17 protein-coding genes and 1 tRNA gene are annotated in these 22,193 nt (G+C 73.6%); 12 read left to right on the forward strand and 6 right to left on the reverse strand.

From position 1 onward, the window contains the following. Window positions 1-309: 309 nt before the first annotated feature. A complete protein-coding gene (locus ACFYM0_RS13195) occupies window positions 310-1,146 on the forward strand; it encodes a BTAD domain-containing putative transcriptional regulator (protein WP_388500263.1) in 837 nt (278 codons plus the stop codon). A 157-nt stretch (window positions 1,147-1,303) separates the two neighbouring features. Here the strand turns inward: ACFYM0_RS13195 and ACFYM0_RS13200 are convergent. Then, window positions 1,304-1,376, reverse strand: a tRNA-Arg gene (locus ACFYM0_RS13200). A gap of 332 nt (window positions 1,377-1,708) precedes the next feature. Here ACFYM0_RS13200 and ACFYM0_RS13205 point away from each other — a divergent pair. From ACFYM0_RS13205 to ACFYM0_RS13240, 8 genes are all read left to right on the forward strand, one after another. Then, the gene (locus ACFYM0_RS13205) at window positions 1,709-3,328 is read left to right on the forward strand and encodes a dynamin family protein (protein ID WP_388500266.1); all 1,620 of its coding nucleotides are present in this window, start codon (window positions 1,709-1,711) and stop codon (window positions 3,326-3,328) included. Between the two features lie 4 nt (window positions 3,329-3,332). Continuing rightward, complete coding sequence (locus tag ACFYM0_RS13210) at window positions 3,333-5,159, forward strand: GTPase (RefSeq protein ID WP_388500268.1); 1,827 nt, start codon at window positions 3,333-3,335, stop codon at window positions 5,157-5,159. 136 nt (window positions 5,160-5,295) lie between these two features. Next, a complete protein-coding gene (locus ACFYM0_RS13215; protein ID WP_388500271.1) occupies window positions 5,296-5,703 on the forward strand; it encodes a single-stranded DNA-binding protein in 408 nt (135 codons plus the stop codon). A 68-nt stretch (window positions 5,704-5,771) separates the two neighbouring features. After that, window positions 5,772-7,133, forward strand: coding sequence for a thioester domain-containing protein (locus tag ACFYM0_RS13220; RefSeq protein WP_388500273.1), 1,362 nt, complete (start codon window positions 5,772-5,774; stop codon window positions 7,131-7,133). Between the two features lie 82 nt (window positions 7,134-7,215). Next, a complete protein-coding gene (locus ACFYM0_RS13225; RefSeq protein ID WP_388500276.1) occupies window positions 7,216-8,703 on the forward strand; it encodes a bifunctional phosphatase PAP2/diacylglycerol kinase family protein in 1,488 nt (495 codons plus the stop codon). 362 nt (window positions 8,704-9,065) lie between these two features. Beyond that, entirely contained in the window at window positions 9,066-10,730 is a 1,665-nt protein-coding gene (ettA, locus tag ACFYM0_RS13230; protein WP_351591681.1) for an energy-dependent translational throttle protein EttA, read from the forward strand. Window positions 10,731-10,748: 18 nt separating this feature from the next. Continuing rightward, complete coding sequence (locus ACFYM0_RS13235; protein WP_388500277.1) at window positions 10,749-11,201, forward strand: acyl-CoA thioesterase; 453 nt, start codon at window positions 10,749-10,751, stop codon at window positions 11,199-11,201. Beyond that, window positions 11,198-11,911, forward strand: a complete 714-nt coding sequence (locus tag ACFYM0_RS13240; RefSeq protein ID WP_388500280.1) for a hypothetical protein — start codon at window positions 11,198-11,200, stop codon at window positions 11,909-11,911. The genes ACFYM0_RS13235 and ACFYM0_RS13240 overlap by 4 nt, the downstream gene beginning before the upstream one ends. A 46-nt stretch (window positions 11,912-11,957) precedes the next feature. On the opposite strand, the gene ACFYM0_RS13245 is transcribed toward ACFYM0_RS13240, so the two are convergent. After that, the gene (locus tag ACFYM0_RS13245; RefSeq protein WP_243334938.1) at window positions 11,958-12,362 is read right to left on the reverse strand and encodes a globin; all 405 of its coding nucleotides are present in this window, start codon (window positions 12,360-12,362) and stop codon (window positions 11,958-11,960) included. 137 nt (window positions 12,363-12,499) lie between these two features. On the opposite strand from ACFYM0_RS13245, the gene ACFYM0_RS13250 reads away from it, so the two are divergent. From ACFYM0_RS13250 to ACFYM0_RS13260, 3 genes are read left to right on the forward strand one after another with little or no spacing between them, the layout of a single operon-like run. Continuing rightward, window positions 12,500-13,486 (forward strand): methyltransferase domain-containing protein, encoded by a 987-nt coding sequence (locus ACFYM0_RS13250; protein WP_388500284.1) that lies wholly within the window; start codon window positions 12,500-12,502, stop codon window positions 13,484-13,486. Between the two features lie 43 nt (window positions 13,487-13,529). Continuing rightward, window positions 13,530-13,937 carry a PadR family transcriptional regulator gene (locus ACFYM0_RS13255; RefSeq protein ID WP_388500286.1) on the forward strand — a complete coding sequence of 136 codons (408 nt, stop codon included), beginning with the start codon at window positions 13,530-13,532 and terminating at the stop codon, window positions 13,935-13,937. Further along, window positions 13,934-14,818, forward strand: a complete 885-nt coding sequence (locus ACFYM0_RS13260; protein WP_388500289.1) for a hypothetical protein — start codon at window positions 13,934-13,936, stop codon at window positions 14,816-14,818. Before ACFYM0_RS13255 ends, ACFYM0_RS13260 begins: the two co-directional genes overlap by 4 nt. 82 nt (window positions 14,819-14,900) lie before the next feature. Here ACFYM0_RS13260 and ACFYM0_RS13265 read toward each other — a convergent pair whose 3' ends face one another. The 4 genes from ACFYM0_RS13265 to ACFYM0_RS13280 all read right to left on the reverse strand — a co-directional run bounded on the left by ACFYM0_RS13265 (window position 14,901) and on the right by ACFYM0_RS13280 (window position 22,193). Continuing rightward, the gene (locus ACFYM0_RS13265; RefSeq protein WP_388500291.1) at window positions 14,901-15,977 is read right to left on the reverse strand and encodes an FHA domain-containing protein; all 1,077 of its coding nucleotides are present in this window, start codon (window positions 15,975-15,977) and stop codon (window positions 14,901-14,903) included. Between the two features lie 112 nt (window positions 15,978-16,089). Beyond that, entirely contained in the window at window positions 16,090-17,415 is a 1,326-nt protein-coding gene (locus tag ACFYM0_RS13270) for a VWA domain-containing protein (protein ID WP_388500294.1), read from the reverse strand. A 26-nt stretch (window positions 17,416-17,441) separates the two neighbouring features. Further along, window positions 17,442-19,445, reverse strand: a complete 2,004-nt coding sequence (locus ACFYM0_RS13275) for a protein phosphatase 2C domain-containing protein (protein WP_388500297.1) — start codon at window positions 19,443-19,445, stop codon at window positions 17,442-17,444. A 3-nt stretch (window positions 19,446-19,448) separates the two neighbouring features. After that, window positions 19,449-22,193, reverse strand: a complete 2,745-nt coding sequence (locus ACFYM0_RS13280; RefSeq protein ID WP_388500954.1) for a tetratricopeptide repeat protein — start codon at window positions 22,191-22,193, stop codon at window positions 19,449-19,451.

Here is a 22,193-nt window from a genome sequence, read left to right on the forward strand (position 1 = left end):
CTGGAGTAATCGCTGACCGTCCACGGGACGGCCTCCGGCCAGGTCAGACCGGGCGCGGGACGGCACTTGTTCGCCACTGTCGCGGACGCACGCCTTCCGTAAATCTCAACTATTGGACGGCGTCAAGACGTTGCGTGATGTGATCTCCCTCTCATCCGCTTATCGGGCGATGAGAACCAGTCGGTAATACCTAGCCTTACGAAGGTTTTACTTGGGGGAGTAGAAATGTCTGGTGTATTGCTGCGCGAGCGCGGCTTCAGAGAAGGCGACGGATGCTCGTCGCGACTGCGGTTCCGTCTCCTCGGACCGTTGCAGACCAATCGGGGAACCAAGGTCCTGGAGCTGGGTCCGCCCAAGCAACGGGCCCTGCTGGCAGTGCTGTTACTCAGGCCCGGTCTGGAGACCGGTGTCGATCAGCTGATCGAGGCCCTCTGGGGGGAGGACTACCCGGCCTACGCGAAGAACCTGATCCAGAAGTCCGTCTCGGGCCTGCGCGGCCTGCTGTCGGCCGACGGGGGTGGCAAGGGCGGCGACCGGGGAGTCGTCCTGGAGTGGTCTTCCGGCGGCTACCGGATGGACATCGGCGACTCCGAAGTGGATCTCTACGAGTACGAACGGCTGGCGGCCGCAGGCATAGCCGCCGCGCGCAAGGGCGAGATCCTGCAGGCGGTCGGGCTGCTGGAAAAGGCGCGCACCATGTCCACGGGGCCGCTCGCGGAAGGGCTCGAGGGGCCCATGCTCGACCGTGAACGGCTCTACCGCCAGGAGCGCTTCCTGGCCGACATGGAGGTGCGCGCCGAGCTGGAACTGGAGCTGGGCAGGCACCGCAACGCCGTTCCGTACCTGTACTACGCGGTGGACAAGTACCCGCTGCGGGAGCGCTTCCTGTGGCTGCTGATGCTCGCGCTCTACCGTTCGGACCGGGGCAACGAGGCGCTGACGGTGTACGGAGTCCAGCGCGCCCGGGTGGTCCAGGAGCTCGGCGTGGAGCCGGGATCGGCCCTGCGGGCACTCCATGCCCGACTGCTGCTCCAGGACCCGCAGCTGATGGTGATGTCGGCCCTGCGCCAGGACAGCGGGGCGGCTGAGGACGAATTCGTCCCCACTCCGCGCCTCCCGCTGGCCCGCCGCGGTCCGTTCGGCTGACCTGCCGGCTTCGCCCCGGACTCCCTTGGGGAGCTCCGGGGTTTCCGCGTATCCGGGTGCCGGGGCTTACGCCGCCGCTACGGCATCGGCGCTAAGGTGCCCTGACCTGCACGAAAGCCCTCCGCGAGGGGAGGGCTTCGGGGTGGGACGGTAAAAGTGCCCCCGGCAGGACTCGAACCTGCGGCCAAGTGCTTAGAAGGCACCTGCTCTATCCACTGAGCTACGGGGGCCGGAAGGTGGCCGTGGTGGCCTGGAGCCCCTGGATGGGGGTGGGGCTTTGGTCCGTGCCGGGTCAAGGATAGGGCTCCGGTTGCCTTGTCCCGGTTGCTTCACTCGCGTGCCACGATGTGGAGGTTCGGTGAAGCGGTCCCGATAATCGCAGGCAGGTGCGATTCGCGCACCGCTTTTGCGCCGTGGCGCCCTGGGTGTTGTGCACTCGTTATGCCTGCGCCCCACTCGTCCGCTGTGTCCGGGATGTGCCGCTGGAGTAGCGCTCGGCGCGCAGAGGACGTATAAGCTTCAAAAATGCTCCTAAATTGGGCATTCTTCGCATGTGGTGACCTTGGATGTTCGGCCTCAGCTGCTCGATGCCCTGTCCGCCCTGCGCGACCGGGTCGCGTCCGTGCGTCTGCCGCTGCCCCTGCCCGGCGCCCCCCGCGCCCGCCAGACCAGAGCCGAGCTGCTCGCGCAGCTCGACGACTATCTCGTACCCCGGCTGAAGGCGCCGGAGGCGCCGCTGCTCGCCGTCGTCGGCGGGTCCACCGGGGCCGGTAAGTCCACCCTCGTCAACTCCCTCGTGGGGCGCCAAGTGAGTGAAGCCGGGGTACTCCGGCCCACGACGCGCACCCCCGTCCTCGTCTGCCATCCGGATGACCACCACTGGTTCGCCGGGGTGCGGGTGCTGCCCGACCTGATGCGGGTCTGGGCCCCCCAGGACGACGAGGACACCCCCGAGTCCGCCCGCAAACCCCACCGGCCGGGCGGCCGCCACGGGCACCCGCCCGCCACCCGCGAGGTGCGGATCGAGACCGTCTCCACCCTGCCCCGCGGCCTCGCCATCCTCGACGCCCCCGACATCGACTCCCTCGTGGTCGACAACCGGACGCTCGCCGCCCAGCTCATCTGTGCCGCGGACGTCTGGGTGATGGTCACCACCGCCTCGCGGTACGCGGATGCCGTGCCCTGGCACCTCCTGCGCACCGCCAAGCAGTACAAGGCCACCCTCGTCACCGTCCTCGACCGGGTCCCGCACCAGGTGCTCGCCGAGGTCTCCCGTCAGTACGGGGCCCTGCTCACCCGGGCCGGGCTGGGCGAGGTACCCCGCTTCACGGTTCCCGAGCTGCCCGAATCGGCCGGCGGGGGCGGGCTGCTGCCCGCCAGCGCCGTGGCCCCGCTGTTCGCCTGGCTCGCGCACCACGCGCAGGACCCGGCCGCCCGCCAGTACGCGGTGGGGCGCACCGCGCTCGGCGCGCTCGACTCCCTCGGGCGCCGGATGCCGGAGCTCGCGTCGGCCGTCGCGGCCCAGCACGCCGCCGCCGTACGGCTGACCTTCGCCGTCGAGGACGCCTACAAGCGGGAGGGCAAGCGGGTCCGGGGCCGCCTCGACCGGGGCGCCGTACTCGCCGGGGACGCGCTGACCCGCTGGCGCGGCTACCCGCTCGACACCAGCGCCGACGAACTGCTCGACTCCCTCGCGGAATCCCTCGCGGCGCTGCTCCAGTGCGCCGTCGCCGCCGCCGACGAACGCATCGCGGAGGCCTGGCGGCGCGAACCCGCCGCCGGCGCCGTGTCCCTGCCCGCCCCCGACCGCGAGGCGGCGGAACGTATCGGCATGGCCGTACGCCGCTGGCGCCGCGTGCTGGAGGAACTCGCCGAGGAAGAGGTCGCACGGCTCGACAAGCAGCCCGCACCCGACCCCGACGGGGTCGCCGCCCTGCTCGTCGCGGCCCTCCTCGGCGGCAAGCGGGCCCGGCCCGCCGGGGAGAAGCTCGCCGAACGGATCGGAGTACAGGCCGCCGTACGCCTGCGGGACCGCGGCGGCGAGCTCGTCGCCGAACACCTCGACCAGGTGCTGCGCGCCGAACGCGACCGCCGCCTCGCCCCCATCGAAGCGCTCGAAGTGAGTCCCGAACCCCAGGCCGAGCTGATCGCCGCGCTGTCCGTACTGCAGAAGGAGAGGTGACGCGGTGACCGCCCTGACCGACCGCACCGACGACCGCTGGGACGACGGACTGATCGCCCGCTCGCGCCCCCGGACCAGCGAGGACGACTGGCCCGCGAGCGGTGACGACGAGGGCGACGACGCACTCGTACGGGCGGTTTCGGGCGCCGGAAGCGACGGAGGCAAGGCCCCCGCGCCCCCGCTCAGCCCCGAGGCGCAGGCCCTGCGCGTCCGCCTCGACGCGCTGCGCCAGCTCATCGGGCTGTCCCGGACCAGGATCCTCGACGGAAAGACCCTCGCCGAGGCCGGACGCGTCCTCGACGAGGCGGCCGCACGCCGCGGGCTGTCGGCGCAGCACACCGTCGTCGCCATCGCTGGAGCCACCGGAAGCGGCAAGTCCACTCTCTTCAACTCACTCGCCGGAGTGCAGATCTCCGAGACCGGACTGCGCAGGCCGACGACCGCCGCACCCATCGCGTGCAGCTGGTCCGACGGCGCCGCGGGCCTGCTGGACCGTCTCGAAATCCCCGGACGGCTGCGCCGCCGCCCCCGCGAGACCTCGGAGGCCGAGGTGCTGCGCGGCATGGTCCTCGTCGACCTGCCCGACCTGGACTCGGCCGTCGGGGCCCACCGCGACCACGTGGACCGGGTGCTGGCGCTGGTCGACGCGGTGGTGTGGGTGGTGGATCCGGAGAAGTACGCCGACGCCGTCCTGCACGAGAGGTACCTGCGCCCGCTGGCAGGGCACGCCGAGGTGACCTTCGTCGTACTGAACCAGGTGGACCGGCTGCCCGGGGAATCCGCCGATCTCGTCCTGGACGACCTGCGCCGGCTCCTCGACGACGACGGGATCGCGCTCGGCGAACACGGCGAGCCCGGAGCCACCGTCATCGGACTTTCCGCCCTTACGGGTGAGGGCGTCGGGGAACTGCGCGAGATGCTCGGACAGTTCACCCAGGAGAAGGGCGCCGCGACCCGCCGCATCTCGGCCGATGTCGACAAGGCCGCGGCCCGTCTGCGGCCGCTCTACGTGGCCGACGGTCACGCCGGGCCGGAGATCGGGGAGACCGCGCGCGCCGAGTTCGAGGACCGGCTCGCCGAAGCGGTCGGCGCGTACGCGGCCGGGCTCGCCGCCGAGCGGGCCTGGCGGCGCAACGCCGGAAAGGCCTGCGGCACCCCGTGGCTGCGCCTGTGGCGGTGGTACGAGAGCCGGCGCTCCCCGCGCTCGCTGGCCGGTCTCGCCGCCCTGGCGGCGATCGGGCGTTCCCCGGCGGCCTTCGAGCCGCCGGTCGAGGAAGAAGTGACGGCCCGCCAACGGGTGGAACAGGCCGTACGGACCGTCTCCGACGAGGCGGTCCGGGGCTTGCCCGACCCCTGGGCACAGGCCGTACGGGAAACCGCGGTCCGCGGCGCCGAAGGGCTGCCCCAGGCGCTGGACGAGATCGCGGTGACCCTCGGGCCGGCGGTCACGGTGCCCAGCGCCCGTCCGCCGCGCCCCTCGTGGTGGCCGGCGGCGGTGCTGGCGCAGGCGGCCATGACCCTGCTCCAGATCTTCGGCGGGCTGTGGCTGGCCGGGCAGATCGCCGGGGTCCTGGAGCCGAGTCTGATGCCGCCGGTCCTGCTCATGCTGGCCGGGATCATCGGCGGACCGCTGGTGGAGTGGGCCTGTTCGATCGGGGCACGGGGTCCGGCACGGCGCTACGGGCAGGACGCGGAGCGGCGGCTGCGGGAGGCCGCGGCCGGCTGCGGGCGGGCCCGGGTGCTGGAGCCGGTCGCGGCCGAGCTGCTGCGCTACCGGGAGGTGCGCGAGCAGTACGCGACGGTGGCGAGGTTGTCCACAAGCCGCCAGTAGTCCACAGCCTCCGGCGGGTTCCGGCGGCCCGGGCCAGCATGGTCGTACCTCGTGCGGATGGTCCGGACGGGTACGGAACGCGGGTCGGGGCGGCGCGTGGTCGAGCGCGCCGCCGGGCCCCGGAAGGGCGGCCGGGATGAACGACACCCAGGTGACGCTGGTGGGTTACGTGGCCACGCAGATCGACTACAAGGACACGGCGGGCGGACCGGCGGCCCGGTTCCGCTTCGCGGTCACCCCGAGGTACTACGACCGGAAGAAGGAGACCTGGGCGGACGCGCCCACCAGTTTCTACACGGTGTGGGCCCGGCGCGGCCTCGCCGTGAACCTCGCCGGATCCGTCTCCGTCGGTGAACCGCTGGTGGTCCACGGAAGGCTGCGGGTGCGGGAGGACCCGCCCGACGGGGAGGGCAACCGGTGGTTCTCGGCCAACATCGACGCGACCGCCATCGGGCACGACCTGAACCGCGGCACGGCAGCCTTCCGCCGAGTCGTCAGGACGGACATGCCACTGATGGGCCCTCAGAAGGCGGCGGTGGTCTGAGTGTTCGAGGAGGCTAGGATTCCCCGGTACTCACGGGCACCTGGGCCTTCGGCCCGAAGGGGAAGACTGTGTCGATTGCCGTTCCCGCACCCTCCACTCCTGCCGCCGCCGTTGGCGTCGCTCCTGTCCGCCCTCAGGGCGGTGTTCCGGTTCCTGCGGCCGGGCCGGCCGGTGGCGCACCGGCGACGCGCGCCACGGTCGCCGCGGCCATACGGGGCTCCGTACGGCGGCCGATCGCGCTGGCCCTGCTCGCCGCCGCGCTGGCCGGGGCCCCCGGGGCGGTGGCGGCAGCCGACGCCGGCCCGGCCGCGCCCCGGACGCCGGAGGGAGCGAGCGCCGTCCTGGACGGGCTGAAGACCTACGGGCAGGCCGTCCTGCACGGCACGGACGGAACCGTCCGGCAGATCCCGGCCGGACTCTACGAGATGCGGGTCGACGGCGGCGGCATGCTCCAGACGTACGGAGTCGGCGTCACGGGCGACGCGCAGCCCCAGGCCCGGTTCACGGAGATCGGGTGGAACGGCACGCCGCTCGCCGGGAACGGCGACGCGGGCCGGATCCGCTGGGTGCTGGAGCACTCCTACCCCCAGCTGAACGATCTGGCCGGGCTCGCCAAGGCGGCCGGAGCCGCGGCGCTCACCGCGGAGAGCGCCGCGGCCGGAACCCAGGTGGCCATCTGGCGGCTGGCCGAGGGCGTGGCGGTCGAGGCCGTCGACCCGGCTGCGGAGAAGCTGGCCGACTACCTCCAGCGGGCGGCGCGGCGGCTGCCCGAACCGCCGGCGTCGCTCGCGGTGGATCCCGGCGAGGTGTCGGGGCCGCTGGGCACCCGGATCGGGCCGGTCACCGTGCGGACGGGCGCGCAGAGCGTGAGCGTGACCCCGGACGCGGCGGCCGTGGCCATGGGGGTGCGGGTGGTGGACTCCCGCGGACTGCCGGTCACCTCCGCCGTGAACGGCGCGAAGCTGTTCTTCGAGGTGCCCGAAGGGACACCGGACGGCAGCGCCGAGGTCACCCTGCGCGGGAACACGCGCGTGCCGGTCGGCCGGGTCTTCACCAGCGGGGTCCCGGCGCAGGTCCAGATCGTGGCCGGCTCCAGCGAGTCCGCCACCGTGGCCACGGCGACCGCGAAGTGGCCGCGGCTCCCCGCAGCCCAGCCGGCCGATGTCGCGGCGTCGGGCGGGGCGATGACGGCGCTGGGCGCCCCGGGCACGCCGGCCGGGCAGTCCGCGCAGCCGGCGTCCGCTCCGGCCGCGGATCCGGACACCTCCGGGGAGCGGCTGGCCGCCAGCGGCAGCTCGGCGGCCACCCCGGTCATCGCCTCCCTGGCGGTGGGCCTGGTCGTCCTGGGCGGCCTGGTCGTCCTCCTCCTGCGCAAGCGCCCCCTGGAGGACGGCCCCGGCGGCCCGGAGCGGTCGACGGAACCGGAGTAGGACACGGGGCGGGGAGCCCGGGATCCGGTGTGGCCGGGGGCGGACGCTGGTTCGGATCCGGGGGTTCGGGTAGAGGCAAGGGATGGCTGATCAAGAACTGACCTGGCGCGGCGCGGTCGCACGAGGGGACCGGTGGCTGTTCGACGTGGTGGCCCGGCGGCACTGGCCCGGGGCCGACCGGGTGCTGCCGCGGCTCGGGCGGGCCGCGAACCACGGGCTGCTGTGGGGCGGGGCCGCCGTCGGGATCGCCGTCCTCGGCTCGGCCGGGGCCCGCAAGGCGGCCGTGCGCGGGGCCGCGTCGCTGGCACTGGCCTCCGCGACCATCAACACCGTCGGAAAGTGGTCCGTACGCAGGCCGCGCCCGGTGCTGGACGGGGTGCCCGCCGGGCGGCAGCTCACCACGCAGCCGCGCACCACCTCCTTCCCCTCGGGACACGCCGCATCCGCGTTCGCCTTCACCGCCGGAGTGGCGCTGGAGTCCCCGCTCTGGGGCGCGGCGCTGGCCCCGGTGGCCGCCTCGGTGGCGTTCTCGCGGGTGTACACCGGCGTCCACTACCCCTCTGACGTGGCCGCGGGCGCCGCGCTGGGGGTGGCGGCCGGGTTCGTCGTCCGCAGGCTCACCCGGGACGCCGAGGTGGCCCGGATCGTGCCCGGCGACGAGCGCGCTGCCGTGGGGGCGCCCGCGCTGCCCGACGGGGCCGGGCTCACGGTGGTGGTCAACACCGGGTCCGGTACGGCCGCCACGACGGGGCTCGACGTACTGCTGCGGGAGCGGCTGCCGAAGGCCGAGCTCGTCGAGTGCCAGGGGCCGGAACTCGCCGGGGAACTGGCCGCGGCCGCCGAGCGGGCCACCGTGCTCGGCGTGTGCGGCGGCGACGGCACCATAAACGCCGCCGCCACCGCCGCACTGCGCGCCGGAATCCCCCTCGCGGTGTTCCCCGGAGGCACGCTCAACCACTTCGCGATCGACCTCGGACTCGCCGGGATCGAGGACACCTGCCGTGCCGTGGCGGACGGCCACGCCGTCCACATCGGCGTCGGCCGCTTCACCCCCGGCCCGGACCCCGAGGACACCAGGGCCGGGTACTTCCTGAACAACTTCAGCATCGGGGCCTACCCGGAGCTGCTCGGCACCCGGCTCCGCTGGGCCCCCCGCATCGGCGGCGGCCCGGCCGCCCTGCTGGCGGCGTACCGGGTGCTGCGGGCCGAGCGTCCGGTCCGGCTCAAGCTCGCCGGGAAGCCGCGCAGCGTCTGGCTGCTCTTCGCGGGCAACGGCACCTACCAGGGCACCGGCCCGGCCCCCCGCTACCGCAAGAGCCTGGGCGAGGGCCTGCTCGACATCCGGCTCGTCCACGGAGGTGGCCGCCCCGGCCCCCGCCTGCTCGCCGCGGCCTTCGCGGGCCCGCTGACCCGCTCCCCGGTCCACGTCGCCACCCGGCTGCGCAGCCTGCGCGTGAGCGACATCCCCGCCGGCACCCCGCTCGCCTACGACGGCGAGTACGCCCAGGCCCCCACGGCCCTGGTCCTGGAGGAGCTGCCCGACGCCCTCACGGTCTACCGCCCCCGCTGACGGGCGCAGGGGTCGCCGTCAGGGGGGCGGGCGGCCCCGCACCGGGACTCGCACCCCGCTCGCCCGCCGGACCCTCAGGCCAGCGCGTCCGGACCCTCAGGCCAAGTTCCGGCCACGCCGACCACGGCCGCGCCGGGCGCGATCAGTCCGCTGTCCAGACGTCCCCCACGTCTCCCCACCTCGGCCGCAGCCCCCCGGCCGCGCCCTCGTCGGCATCATCCTGCCGTGCGGCACAAGGCCTCGAGACTGTTTGGGGGACCTCGGGCGGGCGGCCCCGGGGCCGATCGGGTTTCCCCCAGGGGATGGACGTCAGGCAAGATGGGGTGTATCTGCCCACCCATCGATCTGCCGGACGGTTTCTCTTGGCTGAGTTCATCTACACCATGCGCAAGACGCGCAAGGCGCACGGCGACAAGGTGATTCTTGATGACGTCACCCTGAACTTCCTGCCCGGCGCGAAGATCGGTGTGGTCGGCCCGAACGGCGCCGGTAAGTCCACCGTGCTCAAGATCATGGCGGGGCTGGAGCAGCCTTCCAACGGCGAGGCCTACCTGTCTCCCGGCTTCACCGTCGGCATCCTCATGCAGGAGCCCAAGCTCGACGAGTCCAAGACGGTCCTGGAGAACGTCCAGGACGGCGCGGCCGACATCATGGCCAAGCTGAAGCGCTTCAACGAGGTCGCCGAGGAAATGGCGACCGACTACACCGACGCGCTGCTGGACGAGATGGGCAAGCTCCAGGAAGTCCTGGACCACGCCAACGCCTGGGACCTCGACGCCCAGCTGGAGCAGGCCATGGACGCCCTGGGCTGCCCGCCCGGCGACTGGCCCGTCACCAACCTCTCCGGTGGTGAGAAGCGCCGCGTCGCGCTCTGCAAGCTGCTGATCGAGGCCCCGGACCTGCTCCTCCTCGACGAGCCCACCAACCACCTCGACGCCGAGTCGGTGAACTGGCTGGAGCAGCACCTTTCGCAGTACAAGGGCGCCGTCGTGGCCGTCACCCACGACCGGTACTTCCTGAACAACGTCGCCGAGTGGATCCTCGAGCTCGACCGCGGCCGCGCCCACCCGTACGAGGGCAACTACTCCACCTACCTGGAGAAGAAGGCCACGCGCCTCAAGGTCGAGGGCCGCAAGGACGAGAAGCGCCAGAAGCGCCTCAAGGAAGAGCTCGAGTGGGTGCGGTCGAACGCCAAGGGGCGTCAGACCAAGTCCAAGGCCCGCCTCGCCCGCTACGAGGAGATGGCCGCCGAGGCGGACAAGATGCGGAAGCTGGACTTCGAGGAGATCCAGATCCCGCCGGGCCCGCGTCTGGGCTCGATCGTGGTCGAGGTCAACAACCTCAACAAGGCGTTCGGTGACAAGGTCCTGGTCGACGACCTGTCCTTCACGCTGCCGCGCAACGGCATCGTGGGCATCATCGGCCCGAACGGCGCCGGCAAGACCACGCTCTTCAAGATGCTCCTGGGTCTGGAGGCGCCGGACTCCGGCTCCGTCAAGATCGGCGAGACCGTCAAGATCTCGTACGTCGACCAGAGCCGCGCCAACATCGACCCCAAGAAGTCCCTCTGGGCCGTCGTGTCGGACGAGCTGGACTACATCAACGTCGGCCAGGTCGAGATGCCGTCGCGCGCGTACGTCAGCGCCTTCGGCTTCAAGGGTCCGGACCAGCAGAAGGCCGCCGGCATCCTCTCCGGTGGTGAGCGCAACCGCCTCAACCTGGCGCTGACGCTCAAGGAGGGCGGCAACCTGCTGCTCCTCGACGAGCCCACCAACGACCTCGACGTCGAGACCCTGTCCTCGCTCGAGAACGCGCTCCTGGAGTTCCCGGGTGCGGCCGTGGTCATCTCCCACGACCGCTGGTTCCTGGACCGAGTCGCCACGCACATCCTGGCGTACGAGGGCGAGTCCAAGTGGTACTGGTTCGAGGGCAACTTCGAGTCGTACGAGAAGAACAAGGTCGAGCGGCTCGGCGCGGACGCGACCCGTCCGCACCGCGCCACCTACAAGAAGCTCACCCGAGGCTGAGGGCCGAGGAAACGGGCCATGGCCAGACACCACTACCGATGCCCCCTCCGCTGGGCGGACATGGATGCCTTCGGGCACGTCAACAACGTCGTCTTCCTCCGCTATCTGGAGGAGGCGCGGATCGACTTCATGTTCCGCCTCGCGCCGGGTGAGGGCAGTGAGTCCTTCACGGGCGGTTCCGTCGTGGCCCGTCACGAGATCGACTACAAGCTGCCCCTCGTGCACCGGCACGAGCCGGTGCTCATCGAGTCCTGGGTGACCCGGATAGGCGCCGCGTCCCTGACCATCCGCTACGAGGTCAAGGACGAGGCGACCGAGGACGCGCCCGAGACGGTCTACGTGCGCGCCGAGACCGTGGTCGTGCCCTACAACCTCGCCGAGGGGCGGCCCCGCCGCATCACGGCCGAGGAGAAGCTCTTCCTCCAGGAGTACCTGGACGAGCCGAAGAAGGCACAGGGCATCGCGGCATGAACGAGCAGCTGCACTTCGCCGACTCCGGGGAGGCGGCGGACCTCGCCGCCTTCCTGGGCCGGCTGGTGCACTACGACCGCGCCGCCGCCGTCCGCCTGCAGGCGCAGGCCGGCGGCGGCGCGCTCGCCGTTTTCGGGCGGCCGCCGTCCTTCGACGTGGTGGCCGTCCGTACGGTGCGGCTCGCCGCGCCCGTCTCCGCTCCGCTCGACCTGACCGTCTCGGCCGGGGAGCTGCTGGAGTCCGTGGACGAGGGCGAGCGGGCCGGCGCCGTCGTCCCCGCGGCCGTCACCGGACCGCCCTGGGCGGGCGTGCTGCCGCCCCGAGGCGGCTGGACCCCGGTGGCCGGGCTGCCCGGTCCCGAGGTGATGGCCAAGGCCCTGGCGGCCGCCGTCGCCGAGTTCCGGGCCCGCGACGGGGCCCTGCCCCCGCAGCACCGGACCCGCTCCGAGCGCGACCGCATCGGCCGCGAGATCTGGTCCCGCACGCTGGGGGACACCGAACTTCCGCTGCGCGCCGTGCACGCCGCGCAGTCCCTGGGCTTCCTGCGGCCGGTACGGTCCACCGTGCCCACCGCACCTGCCGGGGCCGGGGCCCCCGAACCGGTGGCCTTGTTCGCCTCCGGCGGCTGGCTGCGGCTGCGCACCCCGTACGGGTCCGTGGCCACCCGCCGCCCCGGCGGCCTCGGCACCCTGCTCGTCCGGCCGGTCTAGGCTCGTCCGGCCGGACCGTACGGACCGGCAGGCCGCGCCGTACGGGCTAGCCCGCGGTATTGATCATCGACGCGGCGGCGTACGTCAGGTACCGCCACAGCTGCGCCTCGTGCTCCGGCGCGAGGGCGAGCTCGTCCACCGCCACCCGCATGTGGGCCAGCCACGCGTCGTGCGCGGCGGCGTCCACCTGGAAGGGCGCGTGCCGCATGCGCAGGCGCGGGTGGCCGCGGTTCTCGCTGTAGGTGTTCGGGCCGCCCCAGTACTGCATCAGGAAGAGCGCGAAGCGCTCCTCGGCGGGACCGAGGTCCCCCTCGGGGTACATCGGGCGCAGCAGCGGGTCCTCGGCGACCCCCTGGTAGAAGCGGTGGACCAGACGGCGGAAGGTGTCCTCGCCGCCCACCAGTTCGTAGAAGGTCTGCTCCTGGACCGTGCCCCGCGGAATCTCATTCACCCGACCATCGTCTCAGACGCCCGGACGGAGGACCCCGGTCCTAGGACCTCCGGGACCTGCCCCGGGCGACCGCGGTGCGACCGCGGTGCGATCGCAGCGCGGTCGCACCCGGGCGGTGTCCGCAGGACAGTGGAGACATGGGCGCACACGCCGAGGTACGCGACGTGCGGGAGACCGCGCACGCCGCCCAGGTACGGGAGCTGACCGCCGCCGGGGCGCTGGAGGATCCGCGCTGGCGGGCGGCCTTCACCGCGGTGCCCCGGCACGTGTTCGTGCCGTACTACTACACCGGCCGCGGAGCCGGACACGAGCGGCTCTGGGCCGAGGACCCCGACCCCGAACAGCGGGCCCGCTGGCTGCGCGGGGTCTACACCGACGCCCCGCTCGCCACCCGGCTGCGCGACGGCGAGCTGGTCTCCTCCAGCAGTCAGCCCTCGCTGATGGCGAAGATGCTGGAGGCCCTGGACGTCCGCGACGGGGACAACGTGCTGGAGATCGGCGCGGGCACCGGCTACAACGCGGCCCTGCTGTGCCACCGGATCGGCGACGGGCTGGTCACCACCGTGGACCTGGACGAGGAGATCACCGAGTCGGCGCGCGCACACCTGGACCGGCTCGGCTACCACCCGGCCGTGGTCACCGGCGACGGGGCGCGGGGCTGCCCCGCCCGGGCCCCCTTCGACCGGATCCTGGTGACCTGCACGATCCCGCTGATCCCGCCGGCCTGGCTGGGCCAGTGCCGGCCGGGGGCCCGGATCCTGGCCCCGCTGTCGACCGGGCTGATCGCCCTCACGGTGCGGGACGCCGACTTCGCCGAGGGCCGCTTCCTGCACACCCCGGCCTACTTCGTGCCGCTGCGCGGGGCCACGGCCGCGCCGCCGGGCACGTACGGGATGAGGCAGGGGATCCCGTACGAGCTGGTGGAGAACGAGCGCTTCCAGTTCATGCTCGTGCTCACCTCGGGTGCGCTGCACCCGAGGGAGGCGCTGGACCTGTGGCGGCGCGAGGACCGGCCCGCGCGCGAGCGCTTCGGGGTGACGGTCGGCGAGGCGGGGCAGTGGTCCTGGCTCGACGATCCCCAGGGGCCTTACGTGTGGCCCCTGGGGGAGACCGGGACGCCATAGGTCGGCTATCGACATATGTCGGCTGCCGAGCTATGGTCGGGGTGTGAATGATCAAGCTCTCCGCGAGCCGACCCTGCTGATCCTCACGGCGATCGCCGATGCCCCACGGCACGGTTACGCGATCGCCCAGGAGGTCGAGAAGATTTCGGAAGGCCGCACCAAGATGCGCACCGGAACGCTCTACGGAGCCCTGGAGCGGCTCCTGGAACAAGAACTCATCGCCGTCCACGAGGAAGAAGTGGTCGACGGACGCAGGCGGCGCAGCTACGCGCTCGCCCCCCGCGGGCGGGAGACCCTGGCCGCCGAGGCGGCCCGGCTCGCGCGCACCGCGCAGGAGGCGACCCGGCGGCTGGGACTCGGCGGGGCGGGGGCCTCCCTCGGAGCCTCCTTCCGCGTCACCTTCGGTGCCGGTGCCGGTGCCGGTGCCGGCGGCGCGGTGGTGGGCTCGTGACCACACTGCTGAGGCTGTATCCCGCCGCCTACCGGCGGGAGTTCGGCGACGAGATCGCCTACGCGTACCGGGAGGCCACGCGAGGGGCGGGGGCGCCCGCCCGAGTGCGAGAAGGCGCCGACGTCGCCGGACACGCCCTGCGCATGCGGCTCGGCCTGGGCTCCACGGGACGGCCCGGCCGGCTCCTGGCGGCCCTGGCGCCGTTCGCCCTGGTCGCCATCGGGGCGAGCGCGGCGGGCTGGATGGGACTGATGCGCTACGCCATGTTCGCCGGACAGGTCGGCGCGGGTTTCCTGGCGCTGGTGGCGGGCTACCTCGTCATGCTGTTCGGCGCGTCCCTCGCACTGGCCGGCCGCTGGTCGGCGGGCAGTTGGGCCGTGCTGGCGGGAGCGGCCCTGGAGCTCGTCGCCACCACGGCCCGGATGGGCATCGGCGGCATCGGGATCCAGGCGCTCTTCAGCACCCCGATGCTCATCCTGGGCCCGGTCCTGGCGCTGGCCCTGGTGGCGGTGGCGTGCCCGCCGGACCTGCGGCCGGCTCCGCGGATCCGTACCCGGGCCGGGGCGGCCGCCGTACTGGCGTGGACGCTGGTCCTCGCCGGCGCGGTGCTGACGGTCCCGCTGGTGTACCCGTTCACCCAGCTGCGCTTCGTCGTACCGGTGGCCGCCGGACTGCTGCTGGCCGGACGCCCGGCGTTCGCCCGGCTGCGCACCGCACCGGCCGTCCTGCTCGCGGGACTGCCGTTCGTCTACTTCGGCGCCACGCCCGGGTCGCTGCTCCCGCTCGCGCTCGCCGTTCTGCTGGTCCTCCTGCTGGTCACCGCCGCGGTGGTGTGCGTACGGCGCCGGCGGGGTGCGCGGGACCCTCTGGTCGGAGCCTAGGCGGACCAGGCCGGCCGACGGCACTCGAACACGGCGAAGGCCCCCGGTGACACCGGGGGCCTTCGCCGTGCTTCGGGAAACCTCAGCCGCGCCGGACGGTGATCGTGGTCCAGGCACCGACGTGGACGCGGTCCCCGTCGGCGAGCGGAACCGGCACGTACGGCTGGATCGAGTCCTCGCCGCCGTTGATCGTGGTGCCGTTGGTGGAGTTCTGGTCCACCACGGCCCAGCTGCCGTCGGGCTGCTGGACGAGCACCGCGTGCTGGTGGGAGACGCCCGGGTCCTCCGGGGGCACCGACAGGTCGATGTCCGGGGACTCTCCCGTCGAGGCGCGGCGGCGGCCGATGGTGATCTGGCCGCCGGCGAGCGGGAGGTGCTGCTCGGGCGAGTACGCGGGCAGGTCGAGCCCGGCCGCCTCGGGGCCGCTGCGGTGCATCATCGCCATGAAGTACGTGCGGTCCGGACCGATGGTCGCGGTCCAGGACCCGCCGCCCTGAGGCTGGTAGGGCTGCTGGTACGACTGCTGCGGCTGGGGCGCCTGATGCTGCTGGTGGTGCGGGGGCTGCTGCGGCGGCTGGTACTGCCCGGTCCGGGAAGGCTGCTGCTGGTACGGCGGCGGAGCCTGCTGTGCCTGCGGCTGCTGTGCCTGCTGGTGCTGCGGCGGCTGGTGCTGCTGGTGCGGCTGCTGCTGGTGCTGCTGCGGCGGCTGCTGCTGGTACGGGGGCTGCTGGAAGTCCTGGCGCGCCGGAGGCGGCAGCATCCAGTCGTCCTCGCGCTGCAGCGGCTCGGCCGGGCGGTTGACCCGCGAGGGCCGCGAACCCTGGTAGTCGAAGTGGTCCTGGGAATACGCCGGCGGAGCCGGGGGCGCGCCACGGGACGGGGGCGGCGGCGGGGGCAGGTCAGGAGAGAGCGGCGTGTACGAGGTCGCCGTACGGGTCAGGAAGTTGTACCGGCACTCCTCGCAGAACGGGGCCATGGCCTCGCGCGGGGTCCGGCACTGCGGGCAGAGTTCGGCCTGTGCGGTCGGCTCGCCGGTGGGAGGGTAGCCGTAGCCGTAGGAGGGCGCCCCGGGGGTGCCCGTAGGGGCGGCCATGCGGTGGCCGCAGACCTCGCACCAGTCGTCGGAGGCGGACTGGTGCCCGTTCGGGCAGGTCGGCATCGCGGCGCTTCCTCCTTCTTCCTGCGTCAACGTGGCAGGTTCTTCTTCTGCTGCTTCTTCTGTGCGTCCGATCGGCGACTGGTCAGGTCTGATCGGGGCGTCAAGCTCTACGTCAAGATTTTCGCACTCGAACGGTTTGAGTGGAACGCGTTTCTAGTGTCATCTCGTCCGCGTCGGCGACCTTTGCCTTCAGTCGCACAGTACCCGCCGCCGCATCGACGACATCCACCACCTTCGAGAGCAGCTTGGCGGTGTCGGCGTTGCCCGAGGAACTCGCCAGCTGCACGGCCCGGCCGAGCTTGGCCGTGGCTCCATCGACATCCCCCAGTTTGCGGGCTTCCAGGCCCTGCTGGATCGCCTGCGCGAGCTCCGCCTGCCCGGTGTAGTGGGCCACCTGCGGGTTGATGGCGGTGGACGCGGCGAGATCGTCCGTCCAGACGGCGCGGACCAGGCCCTGGGCGAGGACGGCCGGGTCCTCACCGGGCGCCCCCGGCATGAGCAGGGCGGCGCGGGCGGCGAGCATCTCCTGACCGACGGAGGCGCCCGGGACCCGTACGCACACGTGGTACTCACGGGACTCGTCGCCCCAGGACCCCGTCGGATAGTCCCCGGCGCGCGGGGAGGCCTCCGTGCGGCGTTCGGTCAGGTCCTGCACGGCGGGAGCGACCTGCTTGACGTAGAGGACCTCCGCGCCCACGGGGGTCCACAGGCGCAGTGAGACGTCCGCCACTTCCTTGCCCATGACCTTCTCCATCATGTGCGTGAAGTCCTCGGTCAGCCGGGCCGGATCGGCCACGATGTCGGCCGTGCCGAGCAGCGCGCTCGCGATGCCGGTGACCTCCTTGACCTCCCAGTCGGTTCCCACGCCGCGGGCGTCACAGGTGAAACGGCCCGCGCAGGCGTCGAGCGTGGCGCGCAGCACGGCAGGATCCTCGTGCTCGTTGCGGCCGTCGGTCAGCAGGATCCCGTGCCGGATCGCCGCGGTGGACCCGCGCAACAGGCCGTCGGCGAGGCGCAGCCAGGTACCGATGGCGGTGCCGCCGCCGGAGGTGAGGCCGCGCAGGGCCTCCTTGGCCTGGGCGCGGGTGGTCGCGTCGGCGATGGCGAGCCGGCCCTGGCGGGGGTACACCTCCCTGGCCACGTGGGTGCCGTCGATCACGGCGAAGGCGGTGCCGTCACGGAGGGTGTCGACGGCGGCGGCCGTCGCCTCGCGGGCGCCGCGCATCTTGTCGGGCGGGTACTCCATGGAGCCGGAACAGTCGACCATGATCACCACGGCCGCGCCGCCGGGGGCGACGGCCGTCCGGGTGGCCGTGGCGCCGCCGGTGGAGGTGACCGTGACGATGGCGTGGACGTCACGGGCTCCCTCGGAGAGGAACTCGTTCTGGTACACCTCCACGCTGAACCGCGGGGCGCTCGGCTTGGCGAAGTTCGCCATCGGTCGGTACTCCTCGGGTACGGGGATCAGGCCTGGGCCTGCGGGGCGGCGGGGCCGGGGCCTGCGGTGCTCGTGTGGTTCGCGGGCGGGGTCTGCGGGGTCTGCGGGGTCGCCGTGAAGGGGACGACGGCCACGGTGACGTTGTCGTGCCCGCCGCCGTCGAGGGCGTGCCCCACCAGGACCTGCGCACTGTGCAGGGGCCGGACGGCGGCGTCGTACGGGAGGACCTGGGCCATGTCACGCGCGGACTCGGCGTAGTTCCACAGTCCGTCGGTGCAGACCACGACCACGCCGTCGTGGTCGGGCTTGAAGGTGGCGGTGTGCGGTTCCAGGTCGTACGCGTCGGCCCCGAGCCAGCCGGTGATGGCGTGTGCGCGGACGTCGGCATAGGCCTCGGCCTCGCCCATCAGGCCCGCCGCGACCATCTGGGCGGCCCAGGAATCGTCCTCGGTGAGACGGCGGGGCAGGGCGGCGCGGTCGTCGGGGACCCAGTAGGCGCGGCTGTCGCCGACCCAGCCGATGGTCAGCAGGCCGCGGCTGACCACGGCGCCGACCAGGGTGCAGGCGGGGGCGTTCTGGGCGCCGGGCACCTCGGGGGCGAGGGCGTTCACCGCTGTGGCGGCGGCCAGGATCGCCTCGTGCATGGCCTCCTGGGGGTGGGCGCCGCGGGGGAGGGCGTCGAGCAGGGCCTCGTTGGCGGCTGCGGCGGCGGCCGCGGAGGCCTCGTCGGGGCGGCTGGCGGAGGAGACGCCGTCGCAGACGATGGCCACGGTGGCGGCGGAGCCGTCGGGCAGCGCGGTGGCCGCGACGGCGAAGGAGTCCTCGTTGCGGTGGTGGCGCAGCCCGCGGTCACTGACGGCGGCGACGCTCCCGAGCTCCTCTTCGAGGTGGTCCCGCTCCCGGGGCTGCGCGTGGCCGCAGTGCTCGCAGTACCCGTCGGTGTCCACCCGCCCGGCGCGGCAGGCCACACAGGTCTTCCCGCCGGGCTCACCCTGCGGAGCGTGGCCACCGTGGGGGCCTTCGCCCTCGGGCCCGTGGCCCTGGCCCTCGCCCGCGGGCCCGCCGGCGTACGGGGCTTCGCCACCGGGGTACTGGCCCTGCGGGGCGGGACTGCCGTAAGGGGCTTCGCCCTCGGGGGTGTGCCCCTGAGGAGCGGGGTTGCCGTACGGGGCTTCGCCACCGGGGTGCCGGCCTTGCGCGGCGGGGGCGGCGTACGGGGCTTCGCCGCCCGCGTGCCGACCCTGCTGGGCGGGGTGGTCGTAGGGGGAGGCGTGGTCTCCGGGGCCCGGGGTGCCGAACTCGTCGTGGCCGTCGTGGCCGGATCCGTCCGCGGAGCCCGCGCCCTGCGCGCTCGCGCCGTAGGGGGTGGTGTCCGCGGGGTGCCCGCCCTGAGGGGGCGCGGTGTACGGGCTCGGGCTTCCGGGGGCCGCGGGCGTGCCGTGGGGGGCCGGGTCGGACCAGCCGGTGGGGCCCGACACCAGGGTGGGCGCGGCGGTGGAGACGCTGCCCCAGCCGGGCGCGGCCTCACCGGCGTACCCGGGGGCCGCCGGTTCGGCGTAGCCGGCGGAGTGCCGGGGCGAGAGGGCTCCGTCGGACGAGGAGCGCCCACGGGTGGCCGGGATCCCGCCCGCGGGGCCGGCCGCAGGGGCCGCCATCGGGGTGATCGGCGCCGCCGGCGCCGCCGGGATCACGGGCGCGGCCGGATCCGCCGCTGCCGGATCTTGCGGGCCCACGGCCGCCGGGCCTGCCGGGCCTGCCGTGCCAGCCGGGGCGACGGGGGCCACGTGCGCCGCGCCCGCCGCTCCGAACGGCTCGACCGGACCGGCCGCGGGCGGGGTGCCGGGCGAGGCCGGCTCCGCCGCGAACCGAGCAGGGGAGGGCGGACCCGCCGGGGCCGTGGCCCGTTCCGGGGCCCGGGGCTCCGTGGGGGCGGCGGCGGTGAGGGCGTAGCCGCAGAGGCCGCAGAAACGATCACCCTCCTCCAGCGGTTCCGCGCAGCTGGGGCAGCCCGACAGCCGATGCATCGACATCAATCACACCCACGTCCGGGGACGGAAACGGTTTGCCCGCTCCACCAGTTCGATCCTCTCCTCGCCCCGCTGCGCCAGCCGTGCCAGCACGCGGAACGAGCGCTCCAGGCCGAAGCGCAGCCCCCGCTCGTCCAGTTGGCAGGCGAGCAGCGAGGTACTGCCGGGGTCGGAACCCCGACTACCCGACAGTACCCAGTCCAGCGCCGAGCCCAGAACTTCCGCCCTGAGCCGCTCGTGGCGCACCGAGTCCAGGCCGAACCTCCCCAGGGCCTCGACCTGCGCCGCGGCCGCCGTCAGATCGGGCAGCAGCGCCTCCTGGGGAGACCGGTCGCGCAGGCGTGCCCGTACGGCCGCCACCCGCGCGGCGGTGTGGTGGATGGACGCCTCCGGCACGGATTCCAGCGTGCGCACGGCTCCGGCCCGGTCCCCGGCGGCCAGTTGCACCCGGGCCAGCCCGAACGCCGCCCCCACGAAACCCGGGTCCGTGGCCCACACCAGCCGGTAGTACTCGGCGGCGTTGTCCAACTGCCCCAGCACCTCCGCGCACAGACCGAGCGCCAGCTTCGGCGCCGGCTCGCCGGGGAAGGCGTCGTAGACGGCGTCGAAGGACAGGGCCGCCGTCTCGTCCTCCCCGACGGCCAGCGAGGCGATGCCCCGGGCCCACACCACGCGCCAGTCGTCGGGGTGCCGCGCCTCCAGCCGGGTCAGCGCCTCAGCGACCAGCGGCGCGTCGGCGCCGCCCAGTTCGAGCCGGGCCCGCAGCTCCCGCAGCCGAAGCTCCGCGGATTCGGCCGGCGCCGAGCCGAGCGCGGTCAGCAGGTCGGCCGGCGCCGAGGCCAGCAGGCCCGCCAGGAAACCGGCGTTGGGATCCCCGGCGTCGACCAGCGGCACGGGCAGGGCCAGCGCGGCCTCGCGGGTGTCCAGCGTGGACAGCTCCGGCCGCCGCGAGGCGCTGATCCCGACGGGTGGCAGCGGCGGGGCCGCCGGGGCCCGGCGCGGGGCCGGCACGCCGAGCCCGGCGGCCCGGTGCGTCGCCGTGGTGACCAGCCCGGTCGTGCCGTAGCCCGTGATCGGTGCGGCCGACGGAGCCGTCGGGGCCGCGCCGTCGGGTGCGGCCTCGACCGCGGGAGCGGGCCCCGGGGCCGGGACGGCGGCGGGTACCCGGGCCGGAGCCGCGCCCCGGCCCGCACGCCACCGCTTCACGGGCCGCTCGCCCAGCCGGGACACCTGCGTGCCCGCCTCGTCGGTGAACAGCCGGTCGTCCGGAACCCGCAGCTCGGGCCCGAAGAGCGTCGAGACCTGCGGCCTCGGGCGGCCCGTCTGGAGCGCGACGACCTCGCGCAGCACCCCCGTCAGCTGGTCCGCCATCTCCTGCGCGGACGCGAACCGCCGTCCCGGATCCGGGTCGGTGGCCCGTACCAGCAGCCGGTAGAAGGACTCGTACCGCCCGAACACCTCGATGTGCTGCGGATCCGGCAGGGAGTCCGCGAACACGTTCGTGTAGCCCTGGAAATCGAAGGTCAGCACGGCCAGCGTGCGCGCCACGGTGTACAGGTCGGAGGCGACCGAGGGGCCGAGCTCCGCGACCTCGGGCGCCTGGTAGCCGACGGTGCCGTAGATGGCCGACTCCTCGTCGTCCATCCGCCGGACCGCGCCCATGTCGATCAGCTTCAGCTGGTCGGCCTGCTGGATGGCGTTGTCGACCTTGAAGTCGCAGTACAGGAGGTTCCTGGTGTGCAGGTGGCCGAGCGCCTCCAGCGCCTCGATGCCGTACGCGCACGCCTGCTCCACGGGCAGCGGGTCGCGGCGGCCGTCCGGCCGGCGCCGCTCGTTGGCGATCTCCTTGAGCGATTTGCCGCCCACGTACTCCATGACGATGTACCCGTCCAGCGAACCGGTCCGCTGGTCCAGGTGCTCCACGAAGTTGTAGATCCGCACGATGTTCGAGTGCTCGATCTCCGCGAGGAAGCGCCGCTCCGAGATCGCGGCCGCCATCGCGTCCTGGTCCCCGGTGTCCAGCAGGCCCTTGAGGACCACCCACCGGTCCGACACGGCCCGGTCCACCGCGAGGTAGACCCAGCCCAGCCCGCCGTGCGCGAGGCAGCCCGCGACCTCGTACTGGCCGTGGACGAGGTCGCCCGCGCGCAGCTTGGGCACGAAGGAGTACGGGTGCCCGCACTTGGTACAGAAACCTTCCGTCCGTCCCGGCCGCTCCCCGCGGGCCCGCCCCACGGGCGCCCCGCAGTCCGAGCGCGAGCAGAACCGCTTGCGCTCCGGGACCTCGGGATTCTCCAGCACCGCCGCCGAGGGATCCGGACGGGGCACCTCCGGTACGTTGACCAGCCCGGCTCCCAGCCGGCTGCGGCCCGACCCCGAGGCGGCCGAACCCGAACTGCGCACCGACACCGACCGGGTGGACGCGGCCCCGGACAGGGAGCGCGAGAGCCGGCCCGACACGGAGCGCCGGGAAGAGGAGGAGCGCGACGAACGCGCCGAGCGGGAGGCCCGCGAGGAGGAGGACGAGGAGGAGGACCGCCCCGACCCCTGCGAGCCCTGGGATCCGTGCGACCCCTGTGAGTCCCCGTGGCGGGCCGCGCTCGTCATCGCCGTCGGTACGGACACCAGCTCCTCGGCGCCCGCCGCGGCGGCCCCGGCCGGAGCCAGCCCGCAGGTGCCGCAGTAGACCTCGCCGCCGCCCATGTCCTCGTACGTCCCCGGGCAGCCGGGGCGCATGCACGCCGTTCCGAT

Source organism: Streptomyces sp. NPDC006487 (assembly GCF_042870555.1).
Taxonomy (GTDB): domain Bacteria; phylum Actinomycetota; class Actinomycetes; order Streptomycetales; family Streptomycetaceae; genus Streptomyces.

Excerpts from the sequence above, each read along its gene's own strand:
- ACFYM0_RS13215 (WP_388500271.1), top strand. The coding sequence starts at position 5,296 with ATGAACGACACCCAGGTGACGCTGGTGGGTTACGTGGCCACGCAGATC.
- ACFYM0_RS13275 (WP_388500297.1), bottom strand. The coding sequence starts at position 19,445 with ATGTCGATGCATCGGCTGTCGGGCTGCCCCAGCTGCGCGGAACCGCTG.
- ACFYM0_RS13270 (WP_388500294.1), bottom strand. The coding sequence starts at position 17,415 with ATGGCGAACTTCGCCAAGCCGAGCGCCCCGCGGTTCAGCGTGGAGGTG.
- ACFYM0_RS13265 (WP_388500291.1), bottom strand. The coding sequence starts at position 15,977 with ATGCCGACCTGCCCGAACGGGCACCAGTCCGCCTCCGACGACTGGTGC.
- ACFYM0_RS13225 (WP_388500276.1), top strand. The coding sequence starts at position 7,216 with ATGGCTGATCAAGAACTGACCTGGCGCGGCGCGGTCGCACGAGGGGAC.
- ACFYM0_RS13240 (WP_388500280.1), top strand. The coding sequence starts at position 11,198 with ATGAACGAGCAGCTGCACTTCGCCGACTCCGGGGAGGCGGCGGACCTC.
- ACFYM0_RS13250 (WP_388500284.1), top strand. The coding sequence starts at position 12,500 with ATGGGCGCACACGCCGAGGTACGCGACGTGCGGGAGACCGCGCACGCC.
- ACFYM0_RS13235 (WP_388500277.1), top strand. The coding sequence starts at position 10,749 with ATGGCCAGACACCACTACCGATGCCCCCTCCGCTGGGCGGACATGGAT.